The sequence below is a fragment of the Cyclobacterium sp. genome, assembly GCF_014762705.1.
Lineage (GTDB): Bacteria > Bacteroidota > Bacteroidia > Cytophagales > Cyclobacteriaceae > Cyclobacterium.
In genome coordinates, this window is record NZ_JABURL010000112.1 from 1 (window position 1) to 23,898 (window position 23,898).

Consider the following 23,898-nt stretch of genomic DNA (forward strand, 5'->3'; position numbering starts at 1 on the left):
TTTTGGAGAAAAAAAACAACTAAATTAGAGGCTGCCCGACTTTTCGGACAGCCTCGATGGATTGCTTGTGGGCGGTCCCAAATGACAGCGCTGTATTCCGGGCCCTGGAAATAGGATCAACAGCTTTTATAAAATTGCCCCTTACCCAATTTTTTTTCGATTTCCTTTGCGGTTTTGGTGATGGAAAGTCCTCCCAGGTTGGTACACCTTAGTGTATTGGGAATACTTTTGCCTACTTCATACATGGTCTCTATCACCTCGTCCAAAGGGATCAGGTGATCATAATCGGCCAATGCCATATTGGCACATGAAAGGGCATTGGAGGCAGCCATGACATTTTTATTCAGACAAGGTGCTTCAACCCGGTTGCCAATTGGATCACAAATCATTCCCAATGAACTTTGCAAGGCCATTGAGGCTGCGGAAATACTCTGGTTCAGATTTCCTCCGGCCAGGTGGACGATGGCTGCCGCTGCCATGGATGAGCCGGAACCGCATTCGGCCTGACAGCCTCCCACCTCAGCAGCAAAAGTGGAATGTGCTGCAATAAATACGCCGATCAATCCAGCGATCATCAAGGCTTTCACAGTATCTTCATCTGATAGTCCCAGGGCAGCCGATACGGCCAGCACAGCACCGGGCATGGCACCACAGGATCCCGCAGTGGGTGCTGCTACGATCACCCCCATAGAACTTTTGACTTCCATGATGGCGGATACATACATGATGATTTTGTTCAAGACATCCGCATCCACCAGTTTTTTACTTTCCATCTGGGATTTGAATTTTACGGATTGGGGGCCCAGAATGCGGTCTTCATAGCTTGTTCCCTGAAGGCCGGTGGCGACTGCATCTTTTAGAATTATACGGATGTCGTCCATTTTGGCAAGCACCTCTGCTTCGGAAATATTTCCCCTGATACTTTCATACCTGACAGCCAGTTCCCATAGGCTAAGATTTTTGTCCTGGTTATAAGCCATCATTTCGTCACAGGTAATAAAAGGAACGGTTTGGTCTTTTTTGGTGAGCACCGGCAATACGGGTCGGATTTGTTTTACCCGGTTAACAGCATCCATCTCCTTTAAATCCTGCAAATCTTCAGGAAATTGTTGGGATTTGAGTTCAAGGAAATCCTGATCGCCTGTACGTAATTCCAAGCTGTCAAAGTCTTGTTTGTGTTCCAGGTAATTTTGTATGCTTTCAGGATCCGGGGTATAAATAAGTGTCATGAAGCAATCACCGGCATAAGAAACCTTCGCTCCATCGATTTCAAGCACTTCAATCATCCCGCCACCGGTGGAGATGGCAACTACCTGATGCGTTTCCCAGGGATTGGTCAATGTGATCTTATAGGTATTGGGATGATCCGCCTGAATGTCTTTTATGTTTATTTTTACCTGAATACCGGCAGCACCCATATGTTGTTCCGAATTCACCAGCCGTTCATCGTGGGCCTCCCAGCCCAAAAAACCACCAAACAAACCCATATCCGATCCCTGCTCTTTGTGCGTGGTAGCCAGGGAACCTGCAGGGTCAAAATCGATTTCTATGGTTGAAATGCTCCCTTCCATCAGGTCATGGCAGATCCTGCCTATGCGTAAGGATGCCGCACAATGAGAACTTGAAGGACCTCTCATTACTGGTCCCACTACATCATTAAATATACTAGGTAAGTTCATCTCTCATTTTATTTGTTCAATATTAAATATAACACTAAAAGAACCGGATCTATTTTCAAATATTAGCTATTGTGTGTACTATCTTAACATTTTAACTTTTCTTTGTGTGCTTTTTTGCATTCTATTTTCTTTTATTTTAATTTAATAACAATATTTCGTTAAATAATTCACCTGAACCAACAGATGCAACCTTTACACTTTAAAGTACCGAAATTAGAAGAAGAAACCATCAGGGTGGAGTGTTGGGATTTAGACAATTTTTTTGAACCCATACATTATCATGAGGAATTCCAGATCAGCCTGATTCTGGAGGGGGAAGGATCTCTATTTGTGGCAGAAAGCGTGGTACCCTTTAAGAAAAATGAGATTTTCTTGTTAGGGAAAAACCTGCCTCACGTTTTCAGGAACAAGCATGTAAACTTTGGAGGGGCAGGTCATAAAAAGTCTAAGGCAGTTTCCGTATTTTTTAATCAGGATGTCCTGAAAAATTCACTTAATGAAATACCTGAGGCCTATTCCATCAAAAGGTTGATTGATTTTGCCATTTATGGGGTGAAAATTTCTGATAAAATAGAAGAGGAGATCAGCATAAAACTTAGGGCTCTGCCGGAAAAGAATTCCTTTGAGCGTTTTTTGGGATTACTGGATATCCTTCAGTGCATTTCAAGAGACAATAATCTGAATTTTATTTCATCTCTTGGAGTTCCGATTCATTCCGTACAGGAGAATTTACCTAAGATTAATTTGGTTTTTGAATATATAAGGAACCATTTCAGCGAAAGAATCACGCTTAAGCAGGTGTCAGAGATGGTAAACATGTCCCCAACTGCCTTTTGCAGGTATTTTAAATACAAAAGCCAAAAAACGTTTTCCAGATTCTTAATAGAAGTGAGGATCGCCAACGCCTGCAGGCTATTGTATCAGGATGATTTCAATACCTCAGAATGTTGTTACAGTTCAGGCTATAATAACCTGTCCAATTTCCACAAGCATTTCAAGAGTGTAACCGGGATGACACCTTTGGAATATAGAAATAACATTCTTAAAAAGACTTCTGTTCAGTGATGCTGTCAATCATAAAAATGGGATGTTCAGAATAAAGACACGACTATAATTCTAGTGTGATTTTTTTTAATTTAAAAATTGCCATTCTTTTTTGATTTCTTTCTCATCGCTAAAATAACATATCCTTTGGCTAAAATGGTGGAATAGATAATGTGTCCAAATACCATATCTTTATGGGTATAGTTTGTGGGCTGTTTTAAACCATTGGGCTTGCTTTGTACGTGAGCCCACAATAATAAAAAACTGAATGAAAAGGATTATTTTACTTGGCTTTTACTTTTTCATCTTTGCTGGCACAGGGTTTTCTCAATCAAACTTGAGCTTATCGCAAATTTTTGCTGAAGAAACTTTCACACAAAAAAGATTTGGACCCATCAGGTGGATGAAGGATTCAGAAGGCTATTCCAGCATTGAAAAAAACGAGGAAACAGGTGGAGAGGACATTGTCCGTTACGAGGCAGCAACAGGGGCCAGAAAAATGCTTGTTTCCTCTGAAGAATTAATTCCGGAAGGAGGGAACGATCCTTTGAAGGTCGCAGATTATCAATGGTCAGCAGACAATCGTAAATTGCTTATTTTCAACAATACTAAGAAAGTGTGGCGGTTTCATACAAGGGGTGATTATTGGGTATTGGACCAGGAAACCAAGCAATTGAGAAAACTTGGGAAAGGTCTTCCGGCCAGCAGTCTGATGTTTGCGAAATTTTCACCGGATGCCTCAAAAGTTGCCTACGTAAGCGAATACAATATTTTTGTGGAATCCCTTAACACAGGAGAGATCCGGCAAATCACGACTGATGGGGGAGGAGACATTATTAATGGCACCTTTGATTGGGTATATGAAGAAGAGTTGGGTTGCAGGGATGGATTCAGGTGGAGTCCGGATGGAGAAAAAATTGCTTATTGGCACTCCAATACCAAAGACATAGGAACCTTTTATTTGATCAATAATATAGATTCTATCTATTCCAAGCCTATTCCGCTTCCTTACCCCAAAGTAGGTGAAAAACTTTCTGCTGTTAAAGTCGGTGTGGTTGCTGCGCAGGGAGGGCAAACGCGTTGGTTTGATATTCCCGGTGATCCACAAAACAATTACCTGGCAAGAATGGACTTTATACCCGGTTCGGAGGAATTACTGATACAACAATTAAACCGGCGACAGAATACCAATACCGTTTGGATCGGCGACAGCAAAGACATGTCGCTCACCAGGATACTGGAGGAAAAAGAAGAAACATTTCTGGATATTCACGATAACCTGATATGGTTGGAGGATCAGGAGTTTTTCACCTGGACCAGTGAAAGAGATGGCTGGCGGCACCTTTACAAGGTTTCTCGGGATGGCCAATCCACGACCTTGCTTACCCAGGGAGATTTTGATGTGGAAAGGATCAGCCATATAGATCCTGTTGCTGGTTATGTGTACTATATTGCTTCACCTGACAACTTCACCCAGAGGTATTTGTACCGTAGTCCGATTTATCAAACAGGCAAAGCAGAAAGGATTACACCTATGGGATCACCGGGACAACATGCGTATCAACTTTCTCTGGATTCAAAGTATGCCATTCACACCTTTCAGAATGCAAGCATTCCGCCGGTCATCTCATTGGTGGATCTTCCAGGTCACAATAGGCTGAGGGTTTTGGAAGATAATCAGGCTTTGAAAAAGAAATATGATGTGCTTGGACTTAAACCCAAAGAATTCTTTAAAGTGGATATTGGAGAAGTGGTTTTGGATGGGTCTATGATTAAACCTGCCGATTTTGATGACTCTAAAAAATACCCGCTTATTTTTTATGTTTACGGTGAACCTGCGGGGTCCACTGTGCAGGATAGTTGGATGGGCGGGGATCTTTGGCACCAATACCTTGCCCAATTGGGATATGTTGTCATCAGTATTGACAACCGGGGAACCAAAACGCCCCGGGGCAGGGATTGGAGGAAATCCATCTACGGCCAAATAGGTATTCTGGCATCTGAAGACCAGTATGCGGCCGCACAAAAAATCCTTTCCACGTACGATTTCATCGATCCTTCACGGGTAGGGATCTGGGGCTGGAGTGGAGGAGGGCAAATGACCCTGAATTGTATGTTCAGATATCCTGAATTGTACCAGACAGGCATTGCAGTTTCCTTTGTTTCTGACCAAAGGCTTTATGATGCCACTTACCAGGAAAGGTACATGGGTTTACTCGAAGACAATAAAGAAGGGTATTTTGAGGGTTCCCCTATCAATCATGCCGAAAATCTTGAAGGCAAGCTTCTGATCATGCATGGTACAGCCGACGATAATGTGCATTACCAGAGTTTTGAAATGTTGGTGGATAAATTGATTGCTCACGACAAATTGTTTTCAATGATGTCTTATCCCATGCGGGCTCACGGAATAAATGAGCGGGATAACACCTCCCTACACCTGAGAAAAACCATGGAAAAATTTTGGTTGGGGAATTTAGAACCTGGTGGCCGGTAATTTTGGCCAGCTGCGTTTAAAAAAAATTATACAACAATGCATAATCTGAAATTAAAATATTGTTTACACTAAATAAAATTGCTATGATAAATTGGAAAGGAGTATTTCCAGCCATTACCACTAAATTTACTTCCGATGACCAGCTGGATTTAAAAGCTTTTCATGCCAATATCAAGGTTCAAATGGAAGCCGGAATAGACGGAATTGTCATAGGTGGAAGTCTTGGAGAAGCCAGTACCTTAACGGATGCGGAAAAAGAAACACTGGTAAAATCTACTGTTGAGGAGGTGCAGGGTAACATTCCCGTGGTTTTGACCATTGCCGAACAATCTACCCGAAAAGCCATCGAAGTAGCAGAAGCTGCCAATGACACTGGTATCAAGGGACTTATGGTTCTTCCCCCCATGAGGTATAAGGCCGATGACAGGGAGACCGTTACTTTTTTCAAAACCATTGCCGGAGCTACCGACCTTCCCATTATGATCTATAATAATCCCATAGATTACAGGATATTGGTTACCCTGGACATGTTTGAAGAATTGGAAACCTGTAGCAATATCAACGCAGTAAAAGAGTCTTCCAGGGACCTAACCGTAGTCACCAAAATGATCAATCGATTTGGGGACCGGTTTAAGATCCTGGGGGGAGTAGATCCCCTGGCGCTGGAAAGCCTGACCCTTGGGGCACATGGCTGGGTAGCAGGACTTGTTTGTGCTTTTCCTTATGAGACGGTTGCGATTTACAGGCTGGTTCAGGAGGGTAGAATGGAAGAAGCCCTGGGAATTTATCGTTGGTTTTTTCCACTTTTGGAATTGGACATTCATCCCAAATTGGTACAGTATATCAAATTGGCAGAGGCAGCCACCGGCCTGGGTACAGAATACGTGCGTGCTCCCAGATTGATGCTTACCGGAGAAGAACGGCATAGGGTGATAAAAATAATTGAAGATGCCATGGCAGAAAGGCCTGCTTTGCCTACATGGGAGAAAATTTCCCTTTGAAGAACTGGTTAATATTTGGATTTTTGATGAATTTAAGGAATTATACCAACCCGATTATCGGGGGGATGGCTCATTACGCATATCGTATACAAAATGAAATTATTTTCCAAAGAGACTTATCAGGAGAGAAGGAATAAATTAAAAAAGTCCTTTTCAGGAGGGCTGTTGCTGTTTTTGGGCAATGAAGAAAGTAGCAGTAATTTCAAAGACAACTGGTATCCCTTCAGGCAGGACAGTTCTTTTCTTTATTTTTTCGGATTAAATTTACCTGGTTTAGTGGCAGTAATAGATCTGGACCTGGATGTGGAAATTATTTTTGGAGATGAGTTGACCACAGAAGAATTGATCTGGCATGGAGAAAAACCCAAACTAAGGGATTTGGCAGTTCAGGTTGGCATAAGTCAGACGCGCCCCATGAAAGATATTGGGAAATACCTCAAAAATGGAAAGCAGCGGGAAATACATTTTCTTCCTCCATACAGGCCTGAAAACACACAAAAATTGATTCATTGGTTAAATATCAGTGGACCTCGCATCCCTGCTGAAGCCTCCGAGGAGTTAATTAAGGCAGTGGTGGCATTGAGGTCTATCAAGTCAGACGAGGAGATAGCTGAGATCAACAGGGCTGTAAATACAAGTGTGCGCATGCACCGAAAAGTAATGGAGCAAGCCAAACCGGGAATGAAGGAATACGAATTACTGGGTATGGTTACTGCGGAGGCTGTGGCAGCAGGTGGCAACCCTTCTTTTCTACCCATAATTACCGTTGATGGGCAAATACTGCACAACCACAATTATTCCAATACCCTCACCGAAGGGAAAATGCTTTTGGGAGATTTTGGGGCCGAATCAGATATGCATTATGCAGGTGACATTACCCGTACCATTCCGGTAGGGAAGAAATTTTCTGCTGTACAAAAAGAAGTTTACGACCTGGTTTATACTGCCCATGTTTCAGCAATTCAGGCCTTGAAACCTGGTGTTCGCTTTTTGGATATTCACCTGTTGGCCTGTAAAAAACTGGCCGGGGGGCTTAGGGATATGGGTTTGATGAAGGGGAATATAGATGATGCTGTGCAACAAGGTGCGCATGCCCTTTTTTTTCAATGCGGTCTTGGACACATGATGGGTCTGGATGTACATGATATGGAGGATCTGGGGGAGGAATATGTGGGATATACCCCCTCATTAAAGAAAAGCGATCAGTTTGGTTTAAAATCTCTCAGATTGGGTAAAGAGCTGGAACAAGGTCATGTGCTCACTGTTGAGCCAGGTTTGTATTTTATTCCCCAGCTCATGGACCAATGGGAAGCCAATAATGTACATAAGGACTACATAAATTATGGAAAGCTGGCAAATTTTCGGAACTTTGGTGGCATACGGATTGAAGATGATTTTCTGATCACCAGGGATGGCTCATCCTTATTGGGTGATCCCCTGGAATCCTCTTCCCAAGAACTGGAAAGCCTCAGAGACAGATAGGTTTTATGGCATGAATAAGGGAAGAAGGGTATGGAAATTCATGTCGGGGAATAATGTTGCGTACCGACGAATCATCCAATCTGATTTCAATAAGTTCCTACCAAAAACCCATTCACCATGCAAAAAGTGCTTTCAGGAGATCAGGTAAAATCTTTGGACGAAAAGTATGTGTCCGGGGAAGGTATCAGTTCCTATCAGCTCATGGAAAGAGCCGCCCACACATTTTGTGACTGGTTTATCTCCCGCTATTCGGAAACAATCACCGTTTCTGTTTTTTGTGGGACAGGTAACAATGGGGGAGATGGACTTGCCATAGCGAGGATTTTGCACCTGAAAGGGTATGAAGTGAAGGTTGGGCTGATTGGTAATCCGGAATCTGGTTCAGTGGATTTCAGGCAAAACCTGAACGTAATGCCTGAATTTGTAATTGTTGAACCCTGGGGTCAGGTTGCGGAAGGTGATGTGATCATTGATGCCGTTTTTGGGGTGGGGATCAACCGGCCGCTGGAAGGAGAATACCTGGAATTGATCCAAAGGCTGAATGAAGCAGCTTCCGCTAAAATAAGTGTAGACGTGCCATCGGGTCTTCCTTCCGATTCACCAGCGGATGGTGAAGCTTTCAGGGCCGATTACACCATAAGCTTTCAATTTCCCAAAACCGCTTTATTGATTCCTGAAAATGCCATTTATACAGGAAATTTGATCGTCAGAAGTATCGGAATTGACCAAAAATATTTTGAGTCCTTTGAATCCTTGCGGTTTTTCTTTTCAGGAGAAAACCTTCGCGATTACCACAAGCAATTTCACGCCTTCAGCCATAAGGGTGATTTTGGCCGGGTAGTTTTGGCCGGAGGGAGTTATGGGAAGATGGGATCCATAGGTTTGGCTACCAGGGCAGCCCTGCGGACCGGAAGTGGATTGGTTTTTTGTCATATTCCTACCTGTGGAGTGGAAATCATCCAGGCCAGCATTCCTGAAGCGATGGTTTTGGCTACTGGGGAAGAAAAGGAAGTTGCCGCTCAATTGGATACTTCAGGGATAGATGCCCTGGGCATGGGTCCCGGGCTTGGTAAAGGTGAAAATGCCAGCAGGTTGGTTCATCAGGTATTAAGCGAATATCAGGGGCCTACGGTAATTGATGCGGATGCCATCAATATTTTAGGGGAACATCCTGATTGGTTAAATTTTTTGCATCCCAAAGTAATCCTGACGCCACATATCAAAGAGTTTGAACGCATCACAGGACTTGCCTGCAAAAACCATTTTGAAAGAATGGATTTGGCCCGTGATTTTTCCAAAAAATATGGTTGTGTATTGGTATTAAAAGGGGCTTTTACTTTGATTTCTTTCCCTGATGGAAAACAGGTTTTCAATAATTCAGGATCTGTTTACATGGCTACGGGTGGTTCCGGTGATGTATTGACAGGAATGCTTACCTCTTTTTTGGGTCAGGGTTATAGTATAGAAAGGGCTGCCATATGTGGTGTTTTCCACCATGGGCATGCAGGAGAATTGGCAGGGGAATCCATGAAGAGAGGGACAATTGCCTCAGATATTATCGGCAAAATCCCGGAAAGTTTCCGCCATTTTGGGATTGCCTGAGATTTATTCGACCGTTAATTTTAAAATTTTATCATCATGAATCCTTACTGCGGCCCTTCCGTCGGTATTGCTTGTGGTAACATATAAATTTCCGTCAGGCCCAATGGTTACATCCCTCATTCTGCCATAAATCCCTTTAGATGGGGCATAAGAGAACCATCTTTCTACCTTTTTGACTTCATAATCATTTTCTTTATCAAAAACCAGCCGTATCAGGGCTTGTCCTCCTAAAGAGGCAACATAAAGGTCTCCCCTGTAAAAAGTCATCCCGGCAGGAGGTACTGCCGCCTTGTTCCAAATGGCTTTGGGATCTACATAACCGCTCATTCCGGGTGCGCCTACGACCACCGGCCAGCCATGGTTACCAGCCTTTTCCACCTTGTTGATTTCATCGCGGTAGCGCACACTTCCTTCCACTTCCGCTCCGGAAGGCCCGTGTTCGGAATTGAAAAATGCCCCCGTTTCCGGGTCCCAGGCAAAACCCTGTACCACCCGGTGCCCGTAGGAATAAACCGGTGAATTTTCAAAGGGATTGTCTGAAGGAATCTCCCCTTCATCAGTGATCCTCAAAATTTTTGAGGCCAGGTGGTTGACATCCTGGGCCAGGAAAGGTTGGGACATGTCTCCGGTACCTATATACAACAAGCCGTCTGGGCCAAAGGCAATTCTACCTCCCAGATGAATGGCATAAGCAGGAATATTGTCCATGATAACCTTATCTAATACGGCAGTGTTGCCCCGGTGCTCCAGACGAACGATCTTACTTAGGAGTTCATCCTTCTGATTGCGGTAGGCATGCATGATGTAAATCCAGTTGTTGTTTTCAAAATCCGGATGTATGGCCAAACCCATCAACCCCGCATCTACTTCATGTACAGCGCCTGGCACATCAAAGTATTTTTCCTGCTCCCGTTGTCCCGCAGGAATCCGGACAATATCACCAGTCCGCTGGGCAACCAGGGCATCTCCATCAGGGAGAAAGCGCAAGGACCAGGGAATGGTCAGGCTGTCCACCCAGACTTCGACCTTAACACCCGGAACCTCAGGTAAGAAAACATCTTCTGTTTTTTGAGGGACTTCGCCTAAAATGGGTTGGGCTTTTTGAATATTTTCCTGAGCGTTTAAGAAAAGGGGTGATAGAAAAATCAGTACTAAACTTAATGTAGTTTTGGGTTTCATAAGCTTCTTTTATTTTCTCTATAAACTTCACCTTTTTCTGAATCGTTCCCTTTCAAATCACAAGTCTGTATTTAACTGATCTGGTAGCAGACGAAACGATTTTCTGTGCAAGGGACTTGCTCCCAATTTCCGGATACCTTCCCGGTGTTTTTTGGTGGGGTATCCAACATTTTTCTCCCAGCCATACCCGGGGTAATCCCTGGCAAGGCTGACCATCAACTGATCCCTGTATGTTTTGGCCAGAATGGAGGCAGCTGCTATGCTGGCATATTTACCATCCCCCTTAATGATGCAGTCAAAGGGAATCGCATGTTTTGACCGGTACCTGTTGCCATCGATGAGGAGATGTTCGGGTTTTACATTCAAATCATCAATGGCACGGTGCATGGCCAAAAATGAGGCATTCAAAATATTCATCTGGTCTATTTCCGCTACTTCAGCAAGGCCTATGGCCCATGCCAAAGCCTGTTCTTTTATTTCATCAGTCAGGAAGGTCCTTTTGTTTTTGCTTACTTTTTTTGAATCATTGATCCATTCATTAGCATAAGCCGGAGGAAGAATTACAGCGGCGGCCACCACAGGGCCACAAAGACAGCCCCTGCCTACTTCATCGCATCCTGCTTCAATTCTATCAGCTTTTAAATAGGGTAGCAGCATTGGGGTAAAATTCTTTTTCTTTATAATACTTATGGATTAGTTCAGCCACCAAACCAGTCCAGCCGGTCTGATGGGAGGCACCCAATCCCCTGCCATTTTCTCCGTGAAAATACTCATAAAACAAGATTAAATCCTGAAAATGTGGGTCTTTCTGCATTTTTTCATTATCGGCATAAATGGGACGGTTTCCATCCTTATCTTTTCGGAATATATTGATGAGCCGAAGGGAAAGTTCTTTGGCGATCAAATCAAGCGTGATAAACTTACCCGAACCAGTGGGGTATTCTATGGAGAAGGTTCCTCCGTAGTAAAAATCAAACTTTTTCAAGGATTCTATGATCAGGTAATTGATGGGAAACCAAATGGGGCCTCTCCAATTGCTGTTTCCGCCAAACATGGTAGTTTCCGATTCTCCCGGGGCATAACTTACCGAAAACCTGCTGCCATTGATCTGTAAGGAATAAGGGTTTTTAAGGTGGTCTTTAGAAAGTGAACGAATGCCATAAGTAGACAAAAACTCCTTTTCATCCAGCATTTTATGAAGGATACTTTTCATCCTGTGACCTCTTAAAAGGGAAAAAAGTCTTCTCTTCTCATGTCCGGGGTGAATCCAGTTGGATACCAATGCAGCCAATTTCGGTTTTTCCTTAAAGAAAAAATTCAACCTGTTTTTGAATTCCGGTAAGTCATCAAACAATTCTTCGCGGATGGGCTCTACCGCAAACATCGGAATGATGCCGACAATGGATTTGACTTTCATCAATTCGGGTTCTTTTCCTGAAAGGTGAAGCACATCAAAAAAGAAATTATCCTCATCGTCCCACAAGCTGATATTTTCTTTGGAAATATTGTTCATGGCCCCGGCAATGTAAAGGAAGTGCTCCAGGAATTTGGTAGCCGTGTGTTGGTATACCTTATTAAACTCGCATAAATCCAGCGAGATACGCAACATGTTCAGACAAAACATGGCCATCCAGGAAGTAGCATCAGCCTGCTCCAGTTTTCCAAAAAGCTTGTCTACATGGCTTCTGTCAAATACGCTGATATTGTCCAAGCCCAAAAAGCCTCCTTCGAAGATATTTTTCCCTTCTTCGTCTTTTTGATTGACCCACCAGGTAAAATTGAGCAGGAGCTTGTGAAAGGCCCTTTCCAAAAACTCCTGGTCTCCCACATTTCGACCATTGAATTTTTTATCAATCTGGTATATTCGCTGAACAGCATATGCATGTACAGGAGGGTTTACGTCATTAAAATTCCACTCGTATGCGGGCATTTGTCCGTTGGGGTGCATGTACCAATCATTGAGCAAAACCAACAATTGTTCCTTGGCAAAGTCAGGATCAAGCCTGGCCAGGGGTATACAATGGAAAGCAAGATCCCAGGCGGCGTACCAGGGATATTCCCATTTATCTGGCATCGAAATGATGTCATAATTTTGCAGATGCCTCCAATTGCTGTTTCTTCCTGACTTCCTTTCCTGTGGAGGCTGGTACCTGCCAGGGTCCCCTTCAAGCCAACGCTCTACATTGTAATAATAAAACTGTTTGGACCAGAGCATACCCGCAAAAGCCTGCCTTTGGATCATCCTCATTTCATCATCTTTCACCCGCTCCTGTAGGTCTCCATAAAAAGCATTGGCATCATTGATCCTTTCCTGGAATATTTCGCCTGCTTTATCCAGTGCTGCTTCAGTCTCTTCCCGCTGCATTCGAAAGACTACCTCCGCTTTTCCGCCTGCCGGAATGTCTATTTTATAAATAGCAGCAGCCTTTGTACCAGTAAACTTAGGATTAATGTGTTTTTTGTCCCCCTGTATGACATAATCATTGATGGCGTCCTTCAGGAATTTCTTTTGATTTCCAATATGGTATAGCCTTTCTCTATTGGTCTCGTTGTCACAAAACTGTAATTCGGGCTCCCCCTGAAAGGTAAAACTGTAATTGCCTGATTTTGGCGAAAAAGCCCGGATTTTATTGGGGCCTGTTTTTCGCAAAGTAGGCATAAAAGGTTCATCACCGGTAAACCAGGTTTTTCTAAACCAAATGGTGGGCATTACCCATATACTTGCTTCTTCGGAACCTCGGTTATAGATGGTCGCTTTAGAAAAAATATCCTCTACATCGGCTTTGGCATACTCTAAGTATATATCAAAATAAGCATCATCATCAAAAACACCTGTGTCCAATAGCTCAAATTCTTTCTCATTCTTTCCCCTTTTTTGGTTCTCATCCAAAATTTGCTCATAAGGAAATGCCCGTTGTGGATATTTATAGAGCATTTTCATGTAGCTGTGAGTGGGGGAGGAGTCCAGATAATAATACAGTTCTTTCACATCCTCTCCATGGTTACCTTCGTTTCCGGTAAGTCCATATAACCTTTCCTTGATCAGGGGATCCTTGCCATTCCAAAATGCCCAGGCCAGGCAAAGTTTCTGTTTGTGGTCACTGATACCACCAATACCTTCTTCTCCCCAGCGGTAGGCTTTGCTTCTGGCGTCATCATGGGTGACGTTTTCCCAGGCCGATCCATCAGGACTGTAATCTTCCCTAACGGTCCCCCATTGTCTATCTGTGAGATAGGGTCCCCATTTTTTCCAATGACGTTTTTTCTCCCTGTTTTCCTTTAATCGTTCTAACTCTATATTCATGGGTATGTATGACCAGCTTAATAAAGAGCGAATTTAAAGTATTTCCCTTTCTAATTGTCAAATAATGTCAGATGTATTTTATTATTTTTATGGGACCGGGTTAGAAAAATTCCCGGAATTGCCTTTAAAATGATTAAATGCAAAAGATTGGGGATTCCGAAAATGATAAAAATTGAATTTTATTTACTGAAGGCAGAAATGGAGTTCTTTAATTTGGGAGGAAGGAGACGAAAACTCTTTATTATTTCCTGATTATCCGCTTCCAAAAGGGACTCCAACAGTTTGCTACATTGAAATTCGAGGGTTTGTTCCCATTGTTTAAACTTCACGGTTGTAACTTTATCCGGGGACTTGTCGTGCAGGTAGTGCTCCAGGAGTAAAGGGTCGAATGTATCAGCAGCGATTCCTGCACCTGTCCTTTCGGCATCCAGGGCATTGCATTTTTGTTCATATTGGCCCTTTACAGGCACCATCAATACCTTTTTGTTCAAATACATTGCCTCTGCTATAGATTCAAATCCGGCAGTGGTCAGATAGGCTTTACATTGACTTAATTTTTCTATAAAAAGCAGGTCGTTGACCTGGTGAAAAAACAGGTTAGGCAAAGGTTGGTATTTTTCAGGCATCTCTTTATCATCCCAAAATGCCTCTATTTTTAACTCGGGGAAATTTCTGGCCATCTCAAAAATTTCTTTTGCATAACCGGAATTGACGATGTAAATCAGGAAAAAATCTCCGGGAACAGGGCAAGCGGATTTCACGACAGATTTGATCAGGGGAGGCCATACGAGCAGATTGGTTTTCGAAAAGGCCTGTCGGGGCTCCCAAAGTGATAGCGCAATGGACTTAAAAGCACCCATGGCGGTGATTTTTGTATTGATCCTGAATAGCAGTTTCTGCATGCCTGCTGGTTTGGCAAAAAAAAATTCCTGATGTTCGGACAAATACTGGTGGCCAACCACAATGTATTTGGCCGTAGGTTGATAACAAAAATTATAAATTCCCCCCAACATATCATAAAAATTGATGATACAGTCAGGCTGATGTGTCTGGACAAGCCTATTGATTTTTCGCAGACTATTGGAAAAGGTGCGGATCTTTTTCAAATTCTCCAGTAAGGTAGCCCCAATCCTAATGGCTTTATTGGCTTTATCTGTAACGAAGTTTGGACTTTGTATCTGGTGTACCTCACAATTGAAAGCCTGAATAAAATAGTTTGGTGTTTCCCGCCTGTTACTGGCTCCTACAATTACCGCCGCTACCTCATGGCCCTCTTTTCGAAGGATTCCTTCCATGACCATGGCTTGGGTCATGTGACCTCTTCCTTCTCCCTGAACGATAAAAAGAAACTTCATGTCAATTATTGATAAAAGGTATTGAATTTTGAAATTTCTGTATCTTTTATGGGAACTACCTTTCCGGCATTCTTGTCCTGTTTTCCAAAATCCAATTGGTTAAAGTAGATCAGTTGCCAATTTCCATCATGATCTTCAGCCAATGCACTTAAGGATTCTACCCAGTCTCCTGAATTGTAGTAATCAATTCCATCAATATTTCTGATTTCGGCTTTATGAATATGGCCGCAGATGATCCCGTCGCAACCTTTGGACCGGGCGACTTTACAAAGCTCCCTTTCAAAGTCATCAATATAGGCAACGGCAGATTTGACCCTGGATTTTACATATTGGGAAAGGGAAAAGTAGGCCAACCCCTTTTTTCTCCGGTAGAAATTGACCCTGGCATTTAACCAGAGCAGGAAAGTATATCCTACATCTCCCAGGTAGGCGATCCAGCGTAAATTAGTTGTGATATTGTCAAAAACATCTCCGTGGGTAATGAAGTATTTTTTACCCTGACTTTCATAGATCATGTCTTTCCGGATAGATAGGTGGCCGATTTCAAGCGGGAGGATCTGGTCCAGAAAGTCGTCGTGGTTTCCTCTTAGATAGATTACTTTTGTCCGGTTGCAATCGATCATCTTCAGGACCCGGTTAAAAACCCGGGTGTGTTTTCTTTTCCAACGTCCTGATTTTTTAAGTTGCCAGCCATCAATGATATCCCCGTTGAGGATCAGGTTTTCGCATTGAAACTGCTTCAGGAATCGGACCACCTCCTTTGCTTTGGAGCCTGTTGTCCCCAGGTGGATGTCCGAAAGGACGATGGTTTTAAAGTTTGTTTCCAAAACGTTTTTGTTTTGGTGGCAAGGTAGGAAAGAGAAATAAACTGGACGTGAAGCCTGGTTTACCAAAATGCTATTAAAGGTATCCAACGGCCTGAAATTGTGAACGAATTGTTATCCCGGGATTAAAAAAGTCATGTCAGAAAAATCATGCATTGAAAATCAATTTAAACACCGTTCCTTTGCCTAGAGTGGATCTCACCTGAATATTACCTTTATGACGGCGCATGATTTGCTTGGAAAGGCTGAGGCCTATACCCGATCCTTTCTTTTTGGTCGTGAAAAAAGGAATGAAAATCTTATTTAAGGCCTCTTCCTCTATTCCCTTTCCGGAATCTTCTATTTCTATAATAATTTTCCCATTATCATCAATGAATGCCCTTAGGTAGATGTTTTTTTCCGGCTCATTTTCCACTGCATGGATAGAATTTTGGGTTAGGTTGATCAATACTTGCTCGATTTGTGAACAATCTGCAAACAATAGCAAATCTTCAGGAGTAATGTCCTTATGCAATGCCACCTGGAAGGTTTCCAATTGATTTTGCAGCAAAATGTCTATTTGGTCAAACAAATCCCGGATTTTGATGGCCGTAAATTTAGGTACCGGAATATGGGCAAGACTCCTGAAATCACTGACAAAATTGATCAGTCCTTCACTTCTCTTTTCAATGGTGCTAATACCCATTTGATAATCTTCCAGGTCACTTTCTTCTACGGCTTCGTTTTCATCAATTTTATGTTTGATATCTGTACTGATGGTTGCAGCAAGGGAAGAAATAGGAGCGATGGAATTCATGATTTCATGCGTCAATACCCGGATCAGGTTTTGCCAGGCTTCCATCTCTTTTTCTTCTAGTTCACTTTGAATATTTTGCAAAGAAACCAACTTGAACTTGACATCTCTTAGCACAAGTTCTATCGCATAGACTGAAAGTTGCATGATACCATCAGGATGGGCGATTTTTATCAATTCACTGCCCCCGGTTCTAAGGTTTTCTATGGCATGATGGAGTTCTTTATTGACCCTGGCAATTTCCCCGATATGGTTTAATTTGTCGATGTTCAACATGCGTTTGGCGGCGGTATTGAGTATTTGGACGCTACCGTCAGCCTCAAAAGTGATCAATCCAATACTCAGATGTTGGAATACTGTGCGGAAATACTGAAAGTTAGCCTCTTTCTCCAGCTGGTCTTCTTTTAGTTTGGCCAGGATAGCATTGAATTCTATGTGCAGATCATCGGTCTCTGTACCATCAAACTTAACAGGGTACACGGTGGAATAATTGCTCTGTTTGATATTGTCTAAAAACTGCCTGACTTTTTTGAAACTGCTCTCTGCATACCTGATCAATAAAATCAATTGCACAAATGTCAGTATGATGAAAAGGGATATGGCAAATACCCCCGAATCATTGGTGATGATGTAAGCAAGCAAAAAAAGGGAAATGGCCAAAACAAAAACCCTTCCCAATAAACCGATTTTATAATCCATATTTTTCCAATCTCCTGTAAAGGGAAGCCCTTGTCAAGCCCAATTCTTTTGCTGCCTTGGATATATTTCCTCCGTTTTTGTCTATGGCTTTCTGAATAAGGTTTTTTTCCACCTCATCGAGATTATAGGTATTGTTGCTGACTTTCTCATTGGAAGGTTTGGCAGAAAGAAAGAAAAAATCCCTGCTGTCCAGTTCATCTCCTTCAGCCATGATAATGGCCCTTTCGATAGCATGTTGTAATTCCCTAATATTTCCCGGCCAGCTGTACCTTTGCAACAATTGTAAGGCATTTTGTTTAAGTCCTTTAAATTTCTTGCGGTATTTTCCGGAATAAATCCTCAGAAAATGTTCTGCCAGTAAGGGTATATCATCCTGCCTTTCCCGGAGAGGTGGAAGAAAAATCTCCACCGTATTGATGCGGTACAGCAAATCTTGCCTGAAGCCATTTTCCATGATCATGTCATGTACCGGCATATTTGTGGCGCAAATCAAGCGAATGTCTACCGGGATAGCTTTGTTGGTCCCTATCCGGGTAACTTCCCTTCTTTGTAACACCGTTAGGAGTTTTGATTGCAGGGGCATGCTGAGGTTGCCGATTTCATCCAGAAACAAGGTGCCGTTATCGGCCACTTCAAATCTTCCTGCCCGGTCTTCTTTTGCATCTGTATAAGCTCCTCTTTTATGACCGAAGAGCTCACTTTCAAAAAGGCTTTCGGTAATGGCGCCCATATCCACTCCTACGAATATCTCATCTTTCCTTTCTGAGCGATCATGAATTGCCCTGGCTATGAGTTCTTTTCCTGTCCCGTTTTCCCCAAGAATCAGTATATTGGCATCTGTTTTTGCCACCTTTTCTATAATGGAAAACACATTTTTCATGGAGGCACTTTGCCCAATGATATCTTCAAAGGGTTTTTTTAGATCCGCTTGCAATTGTTTCTGTTTGGTGGAAAGCTTGTCCACCTGCTCATAACTTTCCCGGAGTTTGATGGCTGCAGAAAGGGTGGCTAGCAACTTTTCGTTTTGCCAGGGTTTAAGGATAAAATCAGTAGCGCCTTCTTTTAAGGCCTGTACGGCCATTTCCACATCTCCGAATGCTGTGATCAGAATGACTACTGACTTTGGATCGATTTCTTTAATCTGTTTGAGCCAGTGAAAGCCTTCTTTTCCGGAAGTGGTGTCTTCGGTAAAATTCATGTCCAAAAGGATCACATCATAGCTGTTGTTATTGACCAAAAAGGGGATTCTTCTTGGATCCTTTTCTATGGTTACCTCTTTTGCGTGCTTTTTCAACAACATTTTTGCTGCAAACAAAAGGTCTTCGTTGTCATCTACAATCAATATTCTTCCCAGGCTTTTCTCTTCCATTGTTTTTGAAATTTCAGTGCTGAAATGATGCCATGTTTTTTTTGGCCAATTTAGTGATAAAAAACCAATTTCGCATCTAAATATGTCCGTTTATGAACATAAATAGATCGTTTTTGTACATCCTGGAATTCATCCCCCATTGATTTTTTATAGCCTGATAAAATTGTTACCTTTGCCTATTAATCAAAACATTAAAAATATGTCTGTAGCAACTAAAGGAAATACCGTTAAGGTACACTACACAGGAAAACTAAAAGACGGAACCATATTTGACTCTTCTCAGGACAGAGAGCCTTTGGAGTTTCAATTAGGTGATGGAAAAATGATAAAGGGATTTGATGTAGCCGTTCAGGGAATGGAGGTAGGAGCCGACAAGAGTGTCACTATTCCAGCCGATGAGGCCTATGGTCAGAAGAGAGAAGACATGGTACTGGATGTTCCGATTGAGCAAGTCCCCGCAGAAATCAAACCTGAGGTGGGCATGGACTTATCCATACAAAATCAGCAAGGCCAACCTACTCCTGTTAAGGTTGTTCATGTAGATGAGGCAAAAATCACGCTTGATGCCAATCATCCATTGGCCGGTGAAGATCTTATATTTGATATCAAATTGGTAGAAGTTAATTAGTTTTCAATTTGATAGCTGTACGAAGGGGCTGTTTGCATTTTTGTAAACAGCCCCTTTTTTATTCGTCAGTTGTAGTAGTAGTTACACTCCGATCAATGCTACCCTGGGGGTTGGCATAGATACTTTTGGTTTTATTGTATTTGGCATTTCCCACCTCAACCACGAATAGTTTACTGTTCAAGTGGGTGAAATCATAGTTTTTTTGGACTCCATCTTTGGGTTTTAATTTGTCATGAAGAATCAGGTTGCCTAAAATATCATATATCTTCACATTGGTTAAGGTTTGATTGGGTTTTTCCAAAATCAATTTAAATTTTTTATTGCCCAAAGATTGAAGGTCGAAATTGACATCTGGGGAATTTAAGTCTTTCGGGAAGGAAATTTCCGTCTCTATGGGCCTTATTACATTTTGTGCCAATACCGAAAACAATCCGGTCAAAAGAATCAGGGCCAAGAGTATGATGGGAAAAGTAAGTTTCAAAGTAATTTTTTCTTCATACATTACGCTGCAAAGTGCAAATACTGAACCAGATAATTTTAATAATTCACCTTTAATTAATATAATTTAACAAAATTATAATTTATAAATTAATTTTTTAACTTAATTGAAATAATATTTCGGCTGTTTTATGTAAGTGGTAAAATCGAGGGGATTAAAAATTGTCGGGTCTGGGGAATGCCATCAAACCATGCAGGTGCGTCAATAGTAACTTTGAATTTGTTACTGCCAAACCGGTAAATCGATGGTTATCCGGAAGTAAAACCATTGAGGTGTCACCGCTAATGAAATTTTTTTTCAGGAGCTGGTTCTTCTTGAGAAAATAGATGCTTTCATTTTCGATGAAAACAGGGGAATTATTGGCAATCGGTATTGACTTTATAAAATTGGCCTGGTTGTCAAAAATATAAACCCCCTCATTGGATACTTGCACAAACAACAAGTTTTTTCTTTCCATCATTTGCATCACCTGCAAACTACTTTCCGGGATCAATACGTTCAATGCCTGTTCCTGGAGAACCTGCTGGTTGTTATAATTGATTTTTTTCAGGCGTAAATCTGTTTCGTCATATAACCAAAGGCTATTGTTGTTGCCCGGAGTAGCCTGACTAAATAAACCTGTCAGGCCTAAATCCGCCATGGATTGACGGCTCAGAGGGTTAAGAAATCGGTCCAGGATCTCATACCGCTGCTGACTTTCATAAAAAAGGAAAATGGAAACTGTCCAATGCGCATCAAGTCTGCTTATACCTGAACTAAAAGGAGGTGCATAGAAATTAAGCGAATCACCGGATTCATTGTATTGATTGATGTGGCCATTTTGGGTACTGAAAAAGATATTGTCTCTACCGTCCACATCAATTTTGTCAATACCATCTATTTTCAGCTGCCAAATGGCATCGAGAACTGGTTCCTCCTGTGCAAAAGCCATCAGGCAATAAAAGTTCAGGAGAACACAAAGTCCTGTTTTAATTTGACTTGAGGGCATATCCATTGTACTGTCTGAGATGAAAAACTTCACCGTCAAATTCCCCATAGTAACATTGATTCACCCATTCTCCCAGGTTAAAATAGGTAGCATTATCGTTTAGGGGAAGGTTGAGTGGTAGGTGGCGATGGCCAAAAATATAATAATCAAAGTGCAGCTTACTCTCTATTTCCAGGCAGTACTGGTAAAGCCATTCTTTTTCCTTCCCTTTAAATTCATCTTCGTTTTTCAGGTCGTTGCTTAAGCGACTGTTTTTCGACCAGGCTTGTGCAATGGAAATGCCGATATCCGGATGTATCCATTTGAATAGCCATTGACAGGACTTGCTGGAAAAAATCTTTTTCAACAATTTATATTTTCTATCTCCGGGTCCCAAACCATCTCCATGCCCAACGAGGAATTTTTTATTGTTGATTTCCATGCTCAAGGGATTGTGATATACGGGAATATCCAATTCTTTTGTAAAGTAATCTTTCATCCATAAATCATGATTCCCGGTGAAGAAGAAAAGCGGAATCCCCTTAGTTCTCAATTGGGTGATCTTGGATAGAAATCGTAAAAACCCTTTTGGAATCACTTTGTCATATTCGAACCAAAAATCAAAAATATCGCCAACAAAAAAAATGGCTGCCGCACTGTTTTCTACTTCACCGAGCCATTTCACAATTTTATCTTCCCTTTTTTTGCTTGTCTCTGTGTCAGGGGTTCCTAAATGGAAATCGGAAACAAAATATACTTTTTGTTGCTTGGTCAGTTTAATCTTCATGTTGTAGCGATATGCAGGTAAATCTCCACGAAATGCCATTTTCTGATAAAGGATTCTAAGGAAAGTGGATGATATGCACCAACGATAAAAAGGAGGGCATGCCCTCCTTTTTAGTATTCAATTAATAAGGCCATGCCATAAAATCAGTCCTTATTTTCAATCACATCTTCCCTGGTCTCTTCCGGATTATTTGATTTCTCTTTATCAACGGTCGTGCTTTCAGAATTTGGTTTTTTTTCATTCTTCAGCCGAGTAAATTTTTCATAAGTAGTCTCCTTGTCAAAAGGCCTTTTACCTATTAATTTTTCCAAATCGGATTGAAATAAAATCTCTTTCTCCAATAATTCCTTGGCAATTTTTTCCAATTCAGTTTTTCTTTCCCTTAATAGCGTGACAGTTTTGCTGTAAGCAAATTCAATTAACTTACGCACTTCCTCGTCAATTGTCTGGGCCGTATTCTCAGAATAGGGTTTGTCCATTTTGAACTCGCTTCCCTTACTGTCATAGAAAGACACATTACCGATTTTTTCATTCATGCCATAGATGGATACCATGGAATAAGCCATTTTGGTGATCCTCTCCAGATCGCTCAATGCACCCGTTGAAATTTTACCAAAAATTATTTCTTCCGCAGCTCTTCCTCCAAGGGCCATGCACATTTCATCGATTAGCTGTTCTGTTTGATAGAGAAACTGTTCCTTGGGCAAGTATTGTGCGTAACCAAGCGCAGCAATCCCCCGGGGTACTATGCTTACCTTAACCAATGGGTCTGCATGCTCTAAAAACCATCCTGCCACAGCATGGCCGGCTTCATGGTAAGCAACAATTTGCTTTTCCTCAGGTGAAATAATCTTGTTTTTCTTTTCAAGACCACCGATAACCCTGTCTACAGCATCCTGAAAATCCTGCATGTCTACAGCATCCTTGTTTCTTCTGGCAGCAATAAGGGCTGCTTCATTGCAGACGTTGGCGATTTCAGCTCCTGCAAAACCAGGTGTCTGGGCAGCAAGTTTCTTGGGCTCCACATCGTCCGAAGTTTTTATGGGTTCCAAATGAACTTTGAATATGGCTTCCCTGCCTACAATATCCGGTTTATCAATGCTGATTTGCCTGTCAAATCTACCTGCTCTTAACAATGCACTATCCAAAACATCCGGGCGGTTGGTTGCCGCAAGAACGATGACTCCGGAATCTGTACCAAATCCATCCATTTCCACCAAAAGGGAATTGAGGGTATTTTCACGTTCATCGTTTGAGCCTGGCATTTGGCCTTTTCCCCTTGAACGGCCGATGGCATCAATTTCATCAATAAAGATAATACAAGGTGCTTTTTCTTTCGCCTGTTTAAAAAGGTCTCTTACCCTTGCTGCTCCAACACCAACAAACATTTCTACAAAATCTGATCCTGAGAGGGTGAAAAAAGGTACACCTGCTTCTCCTGCCACCGCTTTGGCCAACAAGGTTTTGCCTGTGCCGGGAGGACCTATCAGCAAGGCACCCTTTGGAATTTTGCCTCCCAATTTGGTGAATTTGGATGGGGTTTTTAGAAATTCGACAATTTCCTCTACTTCTTCCTTAGCCTCATCCAGGCCTGCCACATTGTCAAAAGTGATTTTGACTTTATTTTCAGCATCAAATAACTGGGCCTTGGATTTCCCTACATTGAAAATCTGACCACCGGGACCACTTGGCCCTGACATCCTTCTCATCATCATCCAGAAAAGGAAAAATATCAAAATCAGGAATCCGAAGCTCGAAATCCAATTGCCCCAGCTTTCTTCTTCTTTAGCAGAGTAGCCGATCCTTTCTCCTTCCGGTAGCTGCTCTTCAAGTTGGGTATAATTTTCTATAAAATTATCAACGGAAGCAATATTGATTTTATAATGAGGCCCAGCAGGGTTGTAAAAGCGGTTTTGAGCTTCCAATTCATCCTTGTACCTTTGATTCTCCAATGCCTCTTCCCTCAGCGTGACTTCGACATAGTTTTGGTTGTAGATCACCGTTACTTTTTTGACATCGCTGCTTAGCACCATGTCTTCAAATCGTTTCATGGTTATCTCTACTGTTGCCGAATTTTGATTAAACCAGGTTACACCTATCAAAACAATGACCGCAGTAATGATTAACCAAAGCTGAACATTTGGTTTTTGAGGTGGTTTTGGAAAAAATTTTTATTTTTTATTTTTTTT

The 23,898-nt window shown here is 42.0% G+C and carries 17 protein-coding genes and 1 pseudogene; 6 read left to right on the plus strand and 12 right to left on the minus strand.

The genetic code is table 11. The features are described 5' to 3' along the window. Window positions 1-116: 116 nt before the first annotated feature. Entirely contained in the window at window positions 117-1,679 is a 1,563-nt protein-coding gene (locus HUJ21_RS22685; RefSeq protein WP_291373081.1) for an L-serine ammonia-lyase, iron-sulfur-dependent, subunit alpha, read from the minus strand. 183 nt (window positions 1,680-1,862) lie between these two features. On the opposite strand from HUJ21_RS22685, the gene HUJ21_RS22690 reads away from it, so the two are divergent. The 5 genes from HUJ21_RS22690 (at window position 1,863) to HUJ21_RS22710 (ending at window position 9,305) form a co-directional block, all read left to right on the plus strand. After that, on the plus strand, window positions 1,863-2,744 hold the full coding sequence (locus HUJ21_RS22690; protein WP_291373082.1) for an AraC family transcriptional regulator: 882 nt from the start codon (window positions 1,863-1,865) through the stop codon (window positions 2,742-2,744). A gap of 316 nt (window positions 2,745-3,060) precedes the next feature. Continuing rightward, a complete protein-coding gene (locus tag HUJ21_RS22695) occupies window positions 3,061-5,220 on the plus strand; it encodes a S9 family peptidase (RefSeq protein WP_291373083.1) in 2,160 nt (719 codons plus the stop codon). An 83-nt stretch (window positions 5,221-5,303) separates the two neighbouring features. Further along, window positions 5,304-6,221 carry a dihydrodipicolinate synthase family protein gene (locus HUJ21_RS22700; RefSeq protein ID WP_291373085.1) on the plus strand — a complete coding sequence of 306 codons (918 nt, stop codon included), beginning with the start codon at window positions 5,304-5,306 and terminating at the stop codon, window positions 6,219-6,221. A gap of 93 nt (window positions 6,222-6,314) precedes the next feature. Continuing rightward, entirely contained in the window at window positions 6,315-7,703 is a 1,389-nt protein-coding gene (locus tag HUJ21_RS22705; protein WP_291373087.1) for an aminopeptidase P family protein, read from the plus strand. Between the two features lie 117 nt (window positions 7,704-7,820). Beyond that, window positions 7,821-9,305, plus strand: a complete 1,485-nt coding sequence (locus tag HUJ21_RS22710) for an NAD(P)H-hydrate dehydratase (RefSeq protein ID WP_291373089.1) — start codon at window positions 7,821-7,823, stop codon at window positions 9,303-9,305. 3 nt (window positions 9,306-9,308) lie between these two features. On the opposite strand, the gene HUJ21_RS22715 is transcribed toward HUJ21_RS22710, so the two are convergent. The 7 genes from HUJ21_RS22715 to HUJ21_RS22745 form a co-directional block, all read right to left on the minus strand. After that, on the minus strand, window positions 9,309-10,484 hold the full coding sequence (locus tag HUJ21_RS22715; RefSeq protein ID WP_291373091.1) for a PQQ-dependent sugar dehydrogenase: 1,176 nt from the start codon (window positions 10,482-10,484) through the stop codon (window positions 9,309-9,311). 57 nt (window positions 10,485-10,541) lie between these two features. Then, window positions 10,542-11,141: a ribonuclease HII gene (locus HUJ21_RS22720; protein ID WP_291373093.1), complete on the minus strand. Its 600-nt coding sequence runs from the start codon at window positions 11,139-11,141 to the stop codon at window positions 10,542-10,544. After that, window positions 11,116-13,788 carry a glucosidase gene (locus HUJ21_RS22725; RefSeq protein WP_291373094.1) on the minus strand — a complete coding sequence of 891 codons (2,673 nt, stop codon included), beginning with the start codon at window positions 13,786-13,788 and terminating at the stop codon, window positions 11,116-11,118. The genes HUJ21_RS22720 and HUJ21_RS22725 overlap by 26 nt, the downstream gene beginning before the upstream one ends. A 179-nt stretch (window positions 13,789-13,967) precedes the next feature. Further along, the gene (locus tag HUJ21_RS22730) at window positions 13,968-15,143 is read right to left on the minus strand and encodes a glycosyltransferase family protein (RefSeq protein WP_291373095.1); all 1,176 of its coding nucleotides are present in this window, start codon (window positions 15,141-15,143) and stop codon (window positions 13,968-13,970) included. A gap of 5 nt (window positions 15,144-15,148) precedes the next feature. Beyond that, the gene (locus HUJ21_RS22735; protein ID WP_291373097.1) at window positions 15,149-15,970 is read right to left on the minus strand and encodes a UDP-2,3-diacylglucosamine diphosphatase; all 822 of its coding nucleotides are present in this window, start codon (window positions 15,968-15,970) and stop codon (window positions 15,149-15,151) included. 145 nt (window positions 15,971-16,115) lie between these two features. Beyond that, window positions 16,116-17,459: an ATP-binding protein gene (locus HUJ21_RS22740; RefSeq protein ID WP_291373098.1), complete on the minus strand. Its 1,344-nt coding sequence runs from the start codon at window positions 17,457-17,459 to the stop codon at window positions 16,116-16,118. Beyond that, on the minus strand, window positions 17,449-18,828 hold the full coding sequence (locus HUJ21_RS22745; RefSeq protein ID WP_291373099.1) for a sigma-54 dependent transcriptional regulator: 1,380 nt from the start codon (window positions 18,826-18,828) through the stop codon (window positions 17,449-17,451). The genes HUJ21_RS22740 and HUJ21_RS22745 overlap by 11 nt, the downstream gene beginning before the upstream one ends. A gap of 199 nt (window positions 18,829-19,027) precedes the next feature. Here HUJ21_RS22745 and HUJ21_RS22750 point away from each other — a divergent pair, with 199 nt between their 5' ends. After that, on the plus strand, window positions 19,028-19,456 hold the full coding sequence (locus HUJ21_RS22750) for a peptidylprolyl isomerase (protein WP_166148284.1): 429 nt from the start codon (window positions 19,028-19,030) through the stop codon (window positions 19,454-19,456). Between the two features lie 58 nt (window positions 19,457-19,514). On the opposite strand, the gene HUJ21_RS22755 is transcribed toward HUJ21_RS22750, so the two are convergent. The 4 genes and pseudogenes from HUJ21_RS22755 to ftsH all read right to left on the minus strand — a co-directional run. Continuing rightward, window positions 19,515-19,958, minus strand: a complete 444-nt coding sequence (locus tag HUJ21_RS22755; protein WP_291373101.1) for a hypothetical protein — start codon at window positions 19,956-19,958, stop codon at window positions 19,515-19,517. A 151-nt stretch (window positions 19,959-20,109) separates the two neighbouring features. After that, window positions 20,110-20,886: a hypothetical protein gene (locus HUJ21_RS22760; protein WP_291373103.1), complete on the minus strand. Its 777-nt coding sequence runs from the start codon at window positions 20,884-20,886 to the stop codon at window positions 20,110-20,112. Between the two features lie 37 nt (window positions 20,887-20,923). Beyond that, a complete protein-coding gene (locus tag HUJ21_RS22765) occupies window positions 20,924-21,709 on the minus strand; it encodes a UDP-2,3-diacylglucosamine diphosphatase (protein ID WP_291373104.1) in 786 nt (261 codons plus the stop codon). A gap of 143 nt (window positions 21,710-21,852) precedes the next feature. Next, window positions 21,853-23,898, minus strand: a pseudogene (gene ftsH, locus HUJ21_RS22770) (ATP-dependent zinc metalloprotease FtsH); the annotation flags it as partial.